Here is a 14,540-nt window from a genome sequence, read left to right as displayed (position 1 = left end):
CCCAATCGTAACTTTAGTGTTTTACGACTTCTTCTAGCATGTCACCCGTCGCACCACTCGGTGTACTGACGTTTAAATAGCCAGATAATGTCGGAGCGATATCATAAGGCGTAACGGGTCTTGTCACGGTTTTCGCTTCGAGCTTGTTGCCCGCGAAGATAATTGGCACGTGAGTGTCGTATCTCCATGGAGAGCCATGTGTAGAGGCAATGGTAAGTCCGTCCATATCATTGATATAGGTTCGTGGTCCAAACACCATGTAGACGTCGCCCGAGCGCAGAGGGTGGTAATTGTTTCTAATGAGCTGATTGACGCGAGTATTTGCCACGCGGTTGTTGGCAATATCTTCACTTGTTACCGCTGCCGCAACGCCTTCGACCTTCATCACCTCTTGTGCGATGAGTTTTTGCACATCACTTAGTGACACTTTCTTCTCAGCGATGAGTTCGTGATCTAGGTAGATGTAGGGCTGGGCATAGAGCTTAATGATGTCTTCACCAAGACCAAACTGCGATTTGAGTTTGCTCATTAGAGTTTCTGTAAGCAGGTTGTCCTTATTAAAGTAAAATGGCTGTCTGAAGCCAAGCGTGTTCAGAGTTGGCGCTGCTTCTGGAACGCCGTGGTCCGCAGATAGTACGATGAGGGTGTTATCAAGCCCAACGGAGTTGTCGATGTGTTTGAAAAGGTCAGCCAGCGTTTTATCCAGTCTGATCAAGTTGTCTTCAGTCTCAAGGCTCGATGCGCCGTACAAGTGAACCACATAATCGTTCGAAGAGAAGCTGATCGCGAGATAGTCTGTTGCCTCTCCAGCTCCTAGCTTTTCTTGCGCCATTAGAGTTTTAGCGAAATCAGCGGTAATTTCATCACCCGCAGGGCTGACGGTTAGCATGGTTGAATAATACTTGTAGGATGCCGGACCATAGGGGTGTGGGAAAGTACGAGCAAACCCACCCAAGTCAACTTTCTGATCTTGTACTCGCTCTTGCAGAGAATACTCTTCTTTAGGAAGAGTGAGCTCCCATCGCTGACCTGAATAGCGAGTAGGAATCGCTTTTTCGTTCCAGCGGTCTACCCACATTGGGTTGCTATCGTAATAGTAATTACTGGTCACAAACTCAGATTGCGCCTTAGAAAACCAAAACGCTTTACCACTGTGACCTGCCAGTGAAATAGCGCCACGGTCTTTCACCGAAACAGAAAACACACGCGACTGACCATTATTTGAAATAACCAGCTCGTCACTGAATGTGGTCGACATGATTGGCTCAGGAGAGCGCCCATCGCCAGCCGCAGCCTTCTGGGTTGGGTCGATTTCGGTCGATTTATCAACGCCAGCCCCAGTGGCTAGCATGGAGTAATTAGGGTCTTCAACATTGTAGACAAGACGATCAAGACCGCGATCAAACCATACATTACCTACCATACCGTGTACCGATGGCGGAGCACCTGTCGCGAGGGATACGTGCCCAACAATCGTCTCTGTGTTTGCGTGTTGATAGTGCGCATTTTTGTAGTAGACACCTTCATCTATGAGGTAGCGAAACCCACCCTCAGAGAAGTTGTGCTTATAACGCTCAATGAGGTCAGCTCGAAGCCCATCGACGGTAATTTGTACCACGAGTTTAGGCTTTGACTGCTCAGCGAATGCCTGCGGCGCGATAAAAACGGCGCCTATAAGTGACGCTGTCACTAGTAGGCTTGTGCTAAGTCGGGGTGCCGCGTTGTGACTAGAGTTTTGTTTCATATTGAATCCTTGCCATGACATTAAATCGTTAGTTAGTGTTATTTGTCCTTCGCAAGACGCAGTCCCATGTCCGACATAATTATAGATTGGCTTGCAAAGTCACGACGGAAATTTTCAGATTCATCAGCGTCATACGCGAAGCTGCCACCTCTAACGGACTTGTGGGATAGCCCAGAATCTGAGTGCTTGGCATTGTTTGGGTTTTCAACTGGAGAGAGTCTGTAAAAGCCGTCATCAAAGGCGTCTTGAACGAATTCGCCTACATTACCTGTCATGTCATAAAGACCAAGTTCGTTAGGCTGTTTTTGACCCACAGGGTGAGCTTGGTTGTTTGCATTACCAGCATACCAAGCAACATCATCAATATCGTTTGAACCTGCATACGTGAAGCCTTGGGATAGGTTGCCACCTTTGGCCGCGAACTCCCATTCAGCCTCGGTCGGTAGGCGGTAGTTTTCGCCTGTAAGCTCGTTGAGCTTCTCAACAAAGTAGTTGGCTTGCTGCCAGCTTAAGTTGTTCACCGGAATGTTTGGATCGGGAAAAAAGCTCATCGATGAACCCATAACGGATTCAAACAGCTCTTGTGTGACTTCAAATTTAGACAGATAGAAGCTGTCGAGTATAACTGTATGAGCAGGGCGCTCTGACTTAGCTGCCGTTGGGTCGTCTGATCCCATAGTGAACTCACCACCTTCGACGAGCACCATGTCGCTGTCTATTTTGAGTGCGATAGGGTGGTCAGGTTGAGTCGCGCATCCTGAGAGTAAAATAGGCAATGCGATAATGGCGATAACGGCTAAAAATTTGGTCGCATTCCATGCCTGCTTTTCCTCTAGATGATCGTTCATGCTCTGTGCTCTTGTTAATGAATTAAGTCGAGTAAATAGTAACCGCAGAGCACTTTCCATTTAGTTATATGCTCTATAACGAAGCGCGCTTTGTACATGAGATAAACTGAGCCTGTTCATCCGATTAAAGGTCTATTTCTATGGTTTCGAGCGCTAATGCGACATCGTCAGCTTCGTCTACTGCGAGCTCAACTTCTTCTAATACGTCGTCACCTATGCAGCTATCACAAGGACCACAGTTTCAAGGAAGACCATCTAAACGAATGCATGTTATGGCAAAGCCGATTGGTGCGGTGTGCAACATCGATTGCAACTATTGCTATTACCTGAGTAAACAAGATCTACTTGAGTACAAAAAAGGCTGCTCTCCAGAAATGGATGAAGTGATGCTTGAGCAGTACATCAAGAATTATATTGAGGGACAAAACACCCCTGAGATTATCTTCTCTTGGCAAGGTGGCGAGCCGACTATGCTTGGTCTCGATTACTTCAAGAAAATTGTCGAGTTACAGGCGAAGTATCAGCCTTCCGGTGTCAAAATCTCGAATGACCTCCAAACCAATGGCACGCTACTTGATGAGAAATGGTGCGCGTTTTTGGCAGAGCATAACTTCTTGGTAGGCTTAAGTATCGACGGTCCTCAAATGCTGCATGATGCTTATCGAACCAATCGCGCTGGTCGTGGTACGCATAAACAAGTGATGAAAGCGGTCGAACTGCTGCATAAACACAACGTGAGTTTTGCGACGTTAACTTGTGTGAACAATCTAACTAGTAAGAACCCGTTAGAAGTGTATCGATTTCTTCGTGATGAGGTGCGTTCACCACAAATGCAGTTCATTCCTATTGTGGAGCAAAAGACGTTTCGTACCGACGCGCCGCAGACAGGATTATCAAGCGAGCAGTTAAGACAAGGCGATAAGCGTCTTATTCCGGGCAACTCAAACTCAATAATGGAACCTTGGTGTGTGTCGGACGAAGCCTGGGGCAACTTTCTTATCGCGATTTTTGATGAGTGGGTGCAAAAGGACATAGGCAAAGTTTTTGTTCAGTATTTTGAGGCGAGCGTCGAAACATGGATGGGGCGCAAGAACCCACTTTGTACTCTAGGCTCGCTATGCGGCAAGGGCTTAGCGATGGAGCCAAATGGTGACGCCTTTAGCTGCGACCACTACGTCTACCCAGAATACAAAATCGGTAACATTGATACAGATAGCCTTGAAGAGATGGCATACAGCAAGCGACAACAAGAGTTTGGTTTTGCTAAATCACGCACTCTTACGAGTCAATGCCAACAATGCGACTATAAGTTTGCTTGTTATGGTGAATGCCCAAAGAACCGATTTATTAAAACGCGCAGTGGTGAGCCTGGGCTTAACTACCTTTGCGCCGGTTGGAAGAAGTTCTTCTCTCACGCTGACAGGGCGTTAGCTTACATACTCCGTGCGACGGGAAATCCAGTGGCTCATGGGAAATACAGTGACCAAATGATTCGCACGGCAAACTCAGCGCAAGGCGCGGGTTTTAATCCAAAATTCTAGGAGCTAACGATGAAATTGAGACCACTAGTACTAGCAGGCATAGTTGTTGCCTCAATGAGCCAAGTTGCATTGGCAACCGACACGCAACAGCAAGCACCAATAACAACCACCACTCAAAATCAGTCTGAATCGACCGAGCAGCGCATTCAAAGACTTTCATACACAGCACAAAATCAGAGTGAGAGTGCAGAGAGACGCGTGGACGCGTTACACGAGCTTAGCCAGTATCCGAATCAAAACGCGCTGGTGGCAGTGACCAGATCGCTTAAGGATACTAATGCGGATATTAGAGAGGCTGCCATCGTTGGTGCCAAGCCCTACCAATTTGAGTACCGTTGGAAGTTAGTCTCGCCTTTGTTATCAGACCCTGAAAAGGCGGTACAAGTGGCTGCAGTTGTGAGTTTAATTCCGGACTTTTCAACTATGACGAAGTTGCAGCAAGAAGCTATCAATAAGAATTATCCTACGGCGATTGAGCACCTTTCAAAGCAGTCAGGAAAGCGCAGCCAGCTACTGTTAGCCGATGTCTACCGTTGGCACAAAGAATGGGATAAAGCCGAAGCACTATATCAAACACTGCTTGCCGAACCCTCATTATCTACGCAAGCATCTTTGAGTCTGTCAGATAATTATCGAGCTCAGTCTCAAGATCAAAGAGCGCTGGACGTACTTAATACAGCGATTGAGCAAAACGCCAAGTCAGGGCAGCTGCAATACGCGAAAGCGCTAACCTTGGTCCGCATGGATGAAAAAGCACAAGCCGCTGTGGCGATTGAGAAAGCAACGACGCTATCGCCAAGTAACAGCTATTACTGGTATTTAAATGGAATATTACAGGAGCCTTTGGACGTAGAAAAAGCGACGGATTCTTTTGAAAAAGCGTATCTAATTTCCGGGGCGCCAGAGCAGCTTTATGCAGTGTGTGACATTTACGTTCGCCATGACCATCCTAAAGCAGATGTCTGTTTAGAGGAGTTGGGAAATGTTGCGCCTCCTTATGTCATAGAACAACTAAAGGCTCAAAACTAGTGCCGAATGCTTTTTGAGCGATGTGTAACAAAATAAAAAATTAATTAGAAAAGAGTTGGATAGCGTTCTGATTAAGGGCATCCTGTAGTTAGAAATTTGTTACAGGATGTAGATTTATGATCATTGAAGACGGTGTCATTCATATTGATTCTTTTCTAGCGGTGACGATGGGCATTATTGTTCTATTTGTCGGACGCAGACTTAACCAGGTGGTGGGGTTTCTAAAGGAGTTTAGTATCCCCGAGCCTGTTTCAGGCGGTATTGTATTCTCGGTACTGTTCGCTCTATTTCACATGGCTACGTCTCTTGAAGTGTCGTTTGATTTAATGGCTCGAGACGTGCTGCTGGTCTATTTCTTTACGACGATTGGTATTAATGCAAGCCTTGGTGATCTAATGAAGGGTGGTAAGCCGCTTATCATTCTATTGGTGATCACGGTTGGCTATATGCTTGTACAGAACCTGACGGGTATTACGGTGGCGACAGCATTTGGTCTAGAGCCTGTGGCGGGGCTATTGAGTGGTACGGTTTCACTGATCGGCGGTCATGGTACAGCAATCGCGTGGGCTCCTAGGATCCAAGAAGAGTTCGGTCTGAATACTGCGATGGAAATTGGTATTGCGAGTGCAACCTTTGGTTTGATACTGGCAAGTGTCATGGGTGGTCCAATTGCTAAGTTTCTAATTAAACGTCATGACTTGAAGCCTGCTGAGGATCAAGCTTTAGACGTTGGTGTCGCCGACGATAAACCTGAGCCGAAAATTACCTCTTACGACTTCCTAGATGCCATGCTGGCGATTCACACTTGTATCATTGTTGGTGTGTTCCTTAACGAGGGTGTTGAATACCTTGGGCTTCAATTACCGCTATTCGTAACGTGTCTGTTCGCAGGTATTATTCTTTCTAACATCGTACCGCACAACTATCCGCGCATTACAGGAACTACGTGGCCTGCCAATAAACCCGCAGTCGCTTTGATTGCGGATATGTCTCTGGGTGCTTTCTTGGCAATGTCCCTGATGAGTATGCAGCTGTGGACGCTGGTTGATTTGGCTGGACCGATTTTTGCGATATTGGGTGCCCAGTTCATCGTCGCTATTTTGGTGAACCTGTTCATCATCTTCCCCGCGATGGGCAAAAATTATGATGCAGCGGTTATTTGTTCTGGCTTTGGTGGCATCTCATTGGGCTCGACACCAACGGCGATGGCAAACATGTCAGCAGTAGCGCAAAAGTACGGTAACTCGCATCAAGCCTTTATTGTGGTTCCACTGGTTTGCGCATTCTTCATTGATTTGGCTAACGCGTTCATTATCCCTTACTTTATGGGCGTGCTCGCCTAGTTCTAGAATGAGTTTTGAAAGAAAAAGACGCGTAGAAAGGCGTCTTTTTTTTTATGCGCTTTTTAAGTATTGGAGCAGCACCTGTGTGGCGGTATCAATTTCTTGATAGCGTTTTGCTTTGCCAAGTACTCGCATCCCTTGCATCTGGCAGAGGACAAACTGTCCCAGTGACTCAGCATCTAGTTTTAGGCTTATCTGGGACTGGTGTTGGGCACTCTTAATTGCTTCTACTATTGCAGTTTGTAGGGTGTTGAATAGCGCATCGCTGCGCTTTAAGACTTCTTGATTCTCGCCGGCATGTTCGACTACGGCATTCTGAATAAAGCAGCCACACGTATTCTCTTTTTGCTTTTCAGCAAAGCCTACTAAGAAGGTTTCTAGAGTATCGATACCCGCATCTCTAGCTCGCAAAGGCTCTAATTTAGGAAAGGAGATCGAACTTAGGTAGTTGTCGAGAGCTTGATAATACAGAGTCTCTTTATCACCAAAGGTGTTGTACAAGCTAAAGCGGTTGATCTCGAGCGTTTCAGTCAGGTCGTTAATGGAGGTATTGGCAAAGCCCTTGCTCCAGAACAGAGCCATCGCTTGCTCAAGCTTTTCTTGTTTACAAAAGTTAGCTTTTCTTGCCATACAAACCCCAGATAAAACGCTCATTTCGTTACTGCCAAACTGCAGCTTGTATTGTACAAGCATATTGAACAGAAACGGAAATTAATTCTTGACCGATCGTTTAGTTATTGCATAGAGTATATCTAAACGATCGGTTAGATAAAAGGGACGAACCATGAAATTGTACGAACAAGCGGCGACGGTAAGCTGTAAACGCCTTAACCTTTTCTTGCGTGAAATCGGTGTCACGGATTTGGAGCGCGTCGAAATTAACGTTAGGGAAGGGGATAACTTAGAGCAGGGTTACCAAGACAAAAGTGTGAACGGTAAAGTGCCTTTGTTAGAGCTTGATGATGGTACGCACTTAAGTGAAACCGTGGCTATCAGTCGCTATTTTGATGAAATCACACCTAATGACTTGAACCTGTTTGGCGAGAATACGGTAGAGCGCGCCAAGGTAGAAATGTGGAACCGCATCGTTGAAATCGATGGTATTCAAAATGCGTTTCAAGCATTCAGAAACTTAACTGGTTTATACAGCGACCGAGAAAATTGTGTTGAGGATTGGGGTAAAGAAGCGAAGCACAGAGTGGAACTGTTTTTACCTAAATTAGACAAGCAACTCGGGCAGTCAAGCTACGTAGCAACAGAGAATTATAGTATCGCCGATATCAGCGCTTATATCCTTGTAGTAGTTGCGGTCAATGCACTGAAGATTGAAGTGTTTGAATCTAATCAGAACATCAAAAGTTGGTTTGATAAAGTGTCAACCAGACCTGCTCTACAAGGTTAAGTCGCCCAGCAATATGATAGGGGAGTCGGTTATCGGCTCCCCTTGTATTTGAAATTTCTCAGCTTTTCACTAGGTTTAATGTATACATTTAGTGGAGAGTATCGAGTGGCTCAAAAGAAAATCCTAATGGTCCTGACATCGCATCGCCGTATGGGTGATACCAACGAAGAAACGGGATTTTGGTTAGAAGAGTTTGCCGCCCCGTATTATGTTTTTAAAGACGCGGGTCTTCATATCACATTGTGTTCTCCTGCTGGTGGTCACCCTCCCATCGATCCCAAGAGCCAAGACGAAGACTATCAAACAGAAGCCACAAAACGCTTTGAAAATGATGATGTCGCGAAAACACACCTGTCGCACACCTTGAGGCTAGTCGAAGTACGCGCAAGCGATTATGACGCCATATTCTTCCCAGGTGGACATGGGCCTCTTTGGGATCTTACCTGCGATCCTGACTCCGTTACTTTGATTGATGATTTCTACAGCGATGATAAGCCCATTGGGGCAGTATGTCATGCTTCAGGCGTGTTGATTAATGCCGCTAATGAAGACGAAACGCCTATGGTTAAAGGTCGTCAAGTAACCGGGTTTAGCAACTCAGAAGAGGCCGCTGTCGGTCTTTCTGATGTGGTTCCATTCTCTCTCGAGGATGAGCTGGTAAAACTCGGTGCGTCGTATTCCAAGGCTGAAGATTGGGCAGAATATGTTGTGATTGATGACAAGCTGGTAACTGGTCAAAACCCCGCTAGCTCGCGAGCCGCTGCGCAAGCAATTCTGAACTTGATTGCCAATAATTAGACTCCAACACATAGTGTGACGACGCTAGCGATACCATGAAATAACCGCGCTTATCTGACAAATTTCTGACATTGTCATAGATTGTTAATCATTGAATGCTATCAGTAATTACAATAAGTGGAAGAAATCGATGTCTACCAAAACTGAACGTGAAAAAATGCTTGCTGGCGAACCTTATCTAGCATGGGATGAGGAGTTGCTGGCTTCACGAGTCCAATGTCGCCACATTCTCAAGAAGTTGAACGATAGTATCCCTAACACACCTGAGTGGAAAGAAGCACAAGAAGCCTTAATTCCCAATAGAAAGGGTAGTCTTTATTTAGAACCGCCATTTCGCTGCGACTATGGTGAGAATATCCACGTTGGTGAAAACTTTTACGCCAACTTTAACTGCGTCATCCTAGACGTTAATGTGGTTGAGATTGGTGATAACGTTTTGTTTGCGCCGAATGTACAGGTCTATACCGCAGGACACCCACTCGATGTGAAAGGTCGAGTTGAAGATGAAGTTGAGTTCGGGTTACCAATTAAGATAGGTAGTAATGTGTGGATTGGCGGTGGCGCGATCGTTTGTCCCGGAGTAACCATCGGTGACAATGCCGTGATCGGTGCGGGAAGCGTTGTGACTAAAGACATTCCAGCGAATAGTTTAGCGGTAGGTAATCCATGTCGCGTCATTAAACAGATTGATAATGGCTAGCGCGTTTTAAACGCTTCTTCACTTCTGCATTTCCATACATAGTTCGTCTAACCGTCATAATGTTAGGCGACTATGCTCTTCAAGTCGCAGTCTCAAAGACGATTAGTTTCTAGTGCGTCAAAAAAATGTTGTCAAAACAGCAAGTTTTTGACGTTTTGTTTGATGTTGGTTCCATTAAATTTTATTATGTTTCCCTTACTTATCGATATTGACTGTTAGAAGTTAGACTAGGCGTTACGTTTTATGGAATTTGAGTTGTCGTTAGGATTGATGGAATCAGCACTGAAAAGCGCTTCGGTTGCCGTCATTATTACTGATGACACTGCAAATATTCAGTACGTCAACGAACAGTTCACTCAACTGACAGGTTATACTCGCGATGAAGTCATTGGCAGAAACCCCAAGTTCCTCAAATCGGGACAAACCTCCTCTGCCACCTACCAAGATATGTGGTCCAAGCTTGTAACCGGTAAGGATTGGCATGGAGAGTTGGTAAACAGAAAGAAAAACGGCTCTCTGTTTATCGAGCATGCCCACATTAGCCCCTTCGACTACCTTGGACAGTCTTACTACATTGCTGTTAAGCGAGACGTGACCTCTGAAAAGCACCTAACGGATAGACTTAGTGATCTTGCTTATTTTGATGCCCTTACCAGACTTCCAAATCGAACGTCTTTCTTTGAACACCTGCAACGTTTCTTAGTCGATGAGCAGTCTACCAAGCATCCATATTCGCTACTGTTGATCGACCTTAATGAGTTTAAGTCTATCAATGATAGCAAAGGGCATGATTTTGGTGACCTGTTCCTGCAAAACGTGGCCAAGCGCTTTAAAACGGCGGTTGGTGACAATGGTTTGGTCGCGCGTTTGGGCGGTGATGAGTTCGTGGCTTTGCTCCCTAATTGTGGGAAAAAGCGCGCAGAGCACTATGCACAACATATTGTGGATGCGATTGCCTTTATTGAGGTGGGCAACAAATCCGAGCGTGGCTCAGCCTCTGTTGGGATTACAACGAATATAAGTAGGACGATTCCTACTAGCTTGTTACTTAAACAAGCCGATCTCGCGATGTACCGTGCCAAACAGTGTCAAACGACTTGGATGAGTTACGATGAAGCGATGGGTGAGCAGTGGGGACGCAAAACTGCTATGGCGCAACGTCTTGCTCAAGCCATAGAATCACACAAGCTCGAGGTGAGTTTTTTACCCGTCATCGATCTGGAGCTAAAAAACGTCGTTGCTTACAAGAGCCGCCTTGAGTGGAGCGATGCGATGTTTGGCGAGGTCGATAGATTCGAGTTCATTCCTATTGCAGAAGAAACCCAGCTGATTCGCAAGCTTAATCTATTTACTATCGAACAAGCCTGTAAGTACGCTTCAGTTGGCGAGCTAAAAACTGTCGCGGTTAAGGTATCCTCGAAGAACTTCGGACATGGACTCTTTACTCAAGAAGTGACCGATATTCTCGAAAAGTATCACTTACCACCTCGCTGCCTAGTGCTAGAAGTATTTGAAGACATGCTCTCGAAGAAACGCTGTGTCGATGAGCTCTATCAGCTTGTCGAACTGGGCTGTCAGATAACCGTGGCAGATTTCGGAATGGGGCACATTTCCATTTCTGAACTCCGTGAGTTGCCAATACAAAAGCTCAAGGTTGGTGCGCAGCTAGTCGCTGAGATCGCGCAAGACAAATCAGTCGAGCAGGTCGCAAAAGCCATTGTTAGCTTAGCTAAAGTATTGAATATAGAGACAATTGCTGAAGGCGTCGAGACAGAAGGGCAACTAGAATCGCTGAAACTCATTGGTTGTCATTTTGCTTCTGGGCCGCATATCTCATCTTGTATGAAACTGGAACACGCCGTTTAATCAACGTGATGCTTATCTAGCCAATCCGTTTGATTAGTTCTTCATTTATTTCCTCCCCAAGACACCCTATTTACAATTTGAGACCTTTCACGAAAAATGCATCGAAACGTTTCGATGAGGCGATCTGAGTCACACTTAAATGCAACTTGCATCGATCTTTATTCAGACTACGCTAGGATTGTCATCGAAACGTTTCGATGATTGTTTTATCAACAAAAGATAACAGCAAAGTGACCAAGAATTTTTATCAAGCCCTACAGTCTCGATAAAGCCGCATGAAGCAGGTACTAACAATGAAAAAAAGCGCCCTAATTAACTCAGAACTTTCCTATTTGGTGTCAACCTTGGGGCACACCGATGAGGTGACGATCTGCGATGCAGGTTTGCCGATTGCCGATGAAGTGCAGCGTATCGACTTAGCCCTAACTCACGGCGTACCAGCCTTCATCGATACCGTTAAAGTCTATCTATCAGAAGCTCAGATTGAAGGTGTGATTCTAGCTGAAGAGTTTAAAGCAGTGAGCCCAGAGCTTCACAACGCATTGCTCGCAGTGATAGAGCAAGAGCAGGCTAATACGGGGAAAGAGATTACTGTTCGTTATGTTACTCATGAAGAGTTTAAAGCCAAAACTGTTGATTCAAGAGCAGTCGTTAGAACAGGTGAGTGTACACCTTATGCCAATGTGATTTTCCAAGCTGGCGTCGTGTTTTAAGCCGCCACGAAATACGAGTTAAGTTCAGCGAAATATACAGGACATCCTCATGCTGCAACCAATTTTACAACTCAGCGAGATTGAAAAAGCCTTCCCTGGTGTTAAGGCTTTGGATAAAGCGAGCCTTAACGTCTACCCAGGTAAAGTGATGGCACTGCTTGGCGAAAACGGTGCTGGCAAGTCTACGTTGATGAAGGTGCTGACAGGCATTTACTCGAAAGACTCCGGAGAGCTTCGCTATCAAGGCGAAGAAACTGGGTTCAAGGGACCGCGAGACTCTCAACAAGCGGGCATCAGTATTATTCACCAAGAGCTCAATCTTATCCCTGAGCTCACCATCGCCGAGAATATCTTCTTAGGTCGTGAAAAGACCAATGCGTTTGGACGTATTTTATGGTCCGAAATGTACGCTGAAGCAGACCGATTGCTGGCCAGGCTCAACGTGAAACATAGTGCGAAAACGCCTTTGGGTGAGTTGAGTTTAGGCGAACAACAGATGGTTGAGATTGCGAAAGCTCTGTCGTTTGAGTCGAAAGTTATCATCATGGACGAGCCAACCGACGCGCTGACAGATACAGAGACCGAATCCCTTTTCAGTGTCATTAATGAGCTTCGTGAACAAGGCTGCGGCATTGTTTACATTTCCCACCGCCTCAAAGAGATCTTTGAGATTTGCGATGACATTACCGTACTTCGTGATGGCAAGTTCATCGGTCAGCGTACCGTTGCCGAAACTGATGAAGACACCCTAATCGAGATGATGGTAGGTCGTAAGCTCGATGAGCAGTACCCTCGTATTGATGCCGTCCACGGTAAAACAAGCCTCGAAGTAAAAAATCTTTCGGGCCCAGGCGTTGATAATGTGAGCTTTACCCTAGATCAAGGAGAGATCCTTGGTGTATCCGGCTTGATGGGAGCAGGGCGCACAGAGCTAATGAAAATTATCTATGGCGCGCTGAAACGCCAGTCTGGTGATGTGATGCTTAATGGTAAAACCATTAATCCAGATAGCCCTCAAGAAGGCTTGGCAAACGGTATTGCTTATATCTCAGAAGACCGTAAAGGCGATGGTTTAGTACTCGGATTGTCCGTCAAAGAAAACATGTCGATCTGCGCGCTTGAGCAGCTATCTAAAGGCATGCAGATACAGCATGGTGAAGAAGTGATTGCGGTAGAAGACTTTATCAAGCTCTTCAACATCAAAACGCCAACTCGAGACCAAATCATTGGCAATCTTTCCGGTGGTAATCAACAGAAAGTCGCCATTGCCAAAGGGTTAATGACTAAACCTAAGGTGCTTATTCTGGACGAGCCAACTCGCGGTGTGGATGTTGGTGCCAAGAAAGAAATCTATCAACTAATCAACAAGTTTAAAGCAGATGGCATGAGCATCATTTTGGTGTCATCTGAAATGCCAGAAGTACTTGGCATGAGCGATCGAATTTTGGTGATGCATGAAGGGCATATAAGCGGCGAGTTTATGGCTCAAGATGCAGACCAAGAGAAACTACTAGCATGCGCTGTCGGTAAAAATGTAAGTGAGGAAGCAGCATGAACAACAAAACCATCAACAAAGAGATGAGCGTCGAGATGGAAAACAAGAAGCCTCTTTTCAATAAAGAATGGTTGATTGAGCAAAAATCACTGATTGCGCTGATCTTCCTAATTATCGTGGTGTCTTTTCTAAACCCGAACTTTTTCACCGTCGATAATATTCTGAATATTCTTCGCCAAACCTCTGTGAATGCCATTATCGCAGTGGGTATGACTTTGGTCATCTTAACCGCAGGTATCGACTTGAGCGTGGGCTCAGTGCTCGCGCTTTGTGGTGCATTTGCTGCCAGTTTGATAGCGATGGAAGTCCCGGTATTGATCGCGGTTCCAACCGCGCTTCTAGCTGGTGCCGCTCTTGGCGCAATCAGCGGTATTATCATTGCCAAAGGTAAGGTTCAGGCTTTTATCGCCACTTTGGTGACTATGACCCTTCTGCGTGGCGTGACCATGGTGTACACCGACGGTCGTCCAATCTCTACAGGCTTTACCGATACGGCTGATGCGTTCGCATGGTTTGGTACGGGTTACGCTTTAGGCATCCCAGTTCCAGTTTGGATTATGGTCGTCGTATTCGCTTCTGTTTGGTACCTACTTAACCACACTCGCTTTGGTCGCTACGTTTATGCGCTAGGCGGCAACGAATCCGCTACTCGTTTGTCTGGTATCAATGTCGACAAAGTGAAGATTGGTGTGTACGCCATCTGTGGTCTGCTTGCTGCACTGGCTGGCATTATCGTTACCTCTCGCCTGTCATCGGCTCAGCCTACAGCGGGTATGGGATACGAGCTCGACGCTATTGCAGCGGTTGTTCTCGGCGGTACCAGCTTGATGGGTGGTAAAGGCCGAATTATGGGTACGCTGATTGGTGCTTTGATTATCGGCTTCTTGAACAACGCTCTTAACCTATTGGATGTTTCTTCTTACTACCAAATGATCGCAAAAGCAGTGGTTATCTTGCTTGCGGTACTGGTGGACAACAAAAACAAGTAACCTCGATTAACA

General features: G+C 45.9%; 13 protein-coding genes. 10 read left to right on the top strand and 3 right to left on the bottom strand.

Annotated elements, in window-relative coordinates:
* Positions 1–13: 13 nt before the first annotated feature.
* Together AC6I8Y_RS19255 and AC6I8Y_RS19250 are read right to left on the bottom strand one after the other, a co-directional pair.
* A complete protein-coding gene (locus AC6I8Y_RS19255; protein ID WP_498022703.1) occupies positions 14–1,744 on the bottom strand; it encodes an alkaline phosphatase family protein in 1,731 nt (576 codons plus the stop codon).
* 38 nt (positions 1,745–1,782) lie between these two features.
* Entirely contained in the window at positions 1,783–2,592 is an 810-nt protein-coding gene (locus AC6I8Y_RS19250; protein ID WP_498022702.1) for a formylglycine-generating enzyme family protein, read from the bottom strand.
* Positions 2,593–2,807: 215 nt separating this feature from the next.
* Here AC6I8Y_RS19250 and AC6I8Y_RS19245 point away from each other — a divergent pair, with 215 nt between their 5' ends.
* From AC6I8Y_RS19245 to gltS, 3 genes are all read left to right on the top strand, one after another.
* Complete coding sequence (locus AC6I8Y_RS19245) at positions 2,808–4,133, top strand: anaerobic sulfatase maturase (RefSeq protein ID WP_498023061.1); 1,326 nt, start codon at positions 2,808–2,810, stop codon at positions 4,131–4,133.
* A gap of 9 nt (positions 4,134–4,142) precedes the next feature.
* Positions 4,143–5,162, top strand: coding sequence for a tetratricopeptide repeat protein (locus tag AC6I8Y_RS19240; protein ID WP_498022701.1), 1,020 nt, complete (start codon positions 4,143–4,145; stop codon positions 5,160–5,162).
* A 116-nt stretch (positions 5,163–5,278) separates the two neighbouring features.
* Positions 5,279–6,505, top strand: coding sequence for a sodium/glutamate symporter (gltS, locus tag AC6I8Y_RS19235; RefSeq protein WP_498022700.1), 1,227 nt, complete (start codon positions 5,279–5,281; stop codon positions 6,503–6,505).
* Between the two features lie 51 nt (positions 6,506–6,556).
* On the opposite strand, the gene AC6I8Y_RS19230 is transcribed toward gltS, so the two are convergent.
* Positions 6,557–7,135: a TetR/AcrR family transcriptional regulator gene (locus AC6I8Y_RS19230; protein ID WP_498022699.1), complete on the bottom strand. Its 579-nt coding sequence runs from the start codon at positions 7,133–7,135 to the stop codon at positions 6,557–6,559.
* Between the two features lie 154 nt (positions 7,136–7,289).
* On the opposite strand from AC6I8Y_RS19230, the gene AC6I8Y_RS19225 reads away from it, so the two are divergent.
* The 7 genes from AC6I8Y_RS19225 to rbsC all read left to right on the top strand — a co-directional run bounded on the left by AC6I8Y_RS19225 (position 7,290) and on the right by rbsC (position 14,528).
* Positions 7,290–7,907, top strand: a complete 618-nt coding sequence (locus AC6I8Y_RS19225) for a glutathione binding-like protein (RefSeq protein ID WP_498022698.1) — start codon at positions 7,290–7,292, stop codon at positions 7,905–7,907.
* A gap of 126 nt (positions 7,908–8,033) precedes the next feature.
* On the top strand, positions 8,034–8,705 hold the full coding sequence (locus AC6I8Y_RS19220; protein WP_498023060.1) for a type 1 glutamine amidotransferase domain-containing protein: 672 nt from the start codon (positions 8,034–8,036) through the stop codon (positions 8,703–8,705).
* Between the two features lie 130 nt (positions 8,706–8,835).
* Positions 8,836–9,405, top strand: coding sequence for a sugar O-acetyltransferase (locus tag AC6I8Y_RS19215; protein WP_498022697.1), 570 nt, complete (start codon positions 8,836–8,838; stop codon positions 9,403–9,405).
* Positions 9,406–9,648: 243 nt separating this feature from the next.
* Positions 9,649–11,271, top strand: coding sequence for a putative bifunctional diguanylate cyclase/phosphodiesterase (locus AC6I8Y_RS19210; RefSeq protein WP_394151202.1), 1,623 nt, complete (start codon positions 9,649–9,651; stop codon positions 11,269–11,271).
* 293 nt (positions 11,272–11,564) lie between these two features.
* On the top strand, positions 11,565–11,984 hold the full coding sequence (gene rbsD / locus AC6I8Y_RS19205) for a D-ribose pyranase (RefSeq protein ID WP_394151201.1): 420 nt from the start codon (positions 11,565–11,567) through the stop codon (positions 11,982–11,984).
* Between the two features lie 49 nt (positions 11,985–12,033).
* Positions 12,034–13,539 (top strand): ribose ABC transporter ATP-binding protein RbsA, encoded by a 1,506-nt coding sequence (rbsA, locus tag AC6I8Y_RS19200; protein WP_394151200.1) that lies wholly within the window; start codon positions 12,034–12,036, stop codon positions 13,537–13,539.
* A complete protein-coding gene (gene rbsC / locus AC6I8Y_RS19195) occupies positions 13,536–14,528 on the top strand; it encodes a ribose ABC transporter permease (RefSeq protein WP_042470263.1) in 993 nt (330 codons plus the stop codon). Before rbsA ends, rbsC begins: the two co-directional genes overlap by 4 nt.
* The last annotated feature ends 12 nt before the right edge of the window (positions 14,529–14,540 follow it).

It is taken from the genome of Vibrio sp. KUL78, assembly GCF_059725505.1.
Note: the sequence above shows the minus strand (reverse complement) of the source record. Positions and strands in the feature narration are given on the sequence as shown.

What these genes read in the sequence shown, in the direction of transcription:
- AC6I8Y_RS19220 (WP_498023060.1), top strand. Translation starts at nt 8,034, where the DNA reads ATGGTCCTGACATCGCATCGCCGTATGGGTGATACCAACGAAGAAACG.
- AC6I8Y_RS19215 (WP_498022697.1), top strand. Translation starts at nt 8,836, where the DNA reads ATGTCTACCAAAACTGAACGTGAAAAAATGCTTGCTGGCGAACCTTAT.
- gltS (WP_498022700.1), top strand. Translation starts at nt 5,279, where the DNA reads ATGATCATTGAAGACGGTGTCATTCATATTGATTCTTTTCTAGCGGTG.
- AC6I8Y_RS19230 (WP_498022699.1), bottom strand. Translation starts at nt 7,135, where the DNA reads ATGGCAAGAAAAGCTAACTTTTGTAAACAAGAAAAGCTTGAGCAAGCG.
- AC6I8Y_RS19240 (WP_498022701.1), top strand. Translation starts at nt 4,143, where the DNA reads ATGAAATTGAGACCACTAGTACTAGCAGGCATAGTTGTTGCCTCAATG.
- rbsD (WP_394151201.1), top strand. Translation starts at nt 11,565, where the DNA reads ATGAAAAAAAGCGCCCTAATTAACTCAGAACTTTCCTATTTGGTGTCA.
- rbsC (WP_042470263.1), top strand. Translation starts at nt 13,536, where the DNA reads ATGAACAACAAAACCATCAACAAAGAGATGAGCGTCGAGATGGAAAAC.
- AC6I8Y_RS19245 (WP_498023061.1), top strand. Translation starts at nt 2,808, where the DNA reads ATGCAGCTATCACAAGGACCACAGTTTCAAGGAAGACCATCTAAACGA.
- AC6I8Y_RS19225 (WP_498022698.1), top strand. Translation starts at nt 7,290, where the DNA reads ATGAAATTGTACGAACAAGCGGCGACGGTAAGCTGTAAACGCCTTAAC.
- AC6I8Y_RS19255 (WP_498022703.1), bottom strand. Translation starts at nt 1,744, where the DNA reads ATGAAACAAAACTCTAGTCACAACGCGGCACCCCGACTTAGCACAAGC.
- AC6I8Y_RS19210 (WP_394151202.1), top strand. Translation starts at nt 9,649, where the DNA reads ATGGAATTTGAGTTGTCGTTAGGATTGATGGAATCAGCACTGAAAAGC.
- AC6I8Y_RS19250 (WP_498022702.1), bottom strand. Translation starts at nt 2,592, where the DNA reads ATGAACGATCATCTAGAGGAAAAGCAGGCATGGAATGCGACCAAATTT.
- rbsA (WP_394151200.1), top strand. Translation starts at nt 12,034, where the DNA reads ATGCTGCAACCAATTTTACAACTCAGCGAGATTGAAAAAGCCTTCCCT.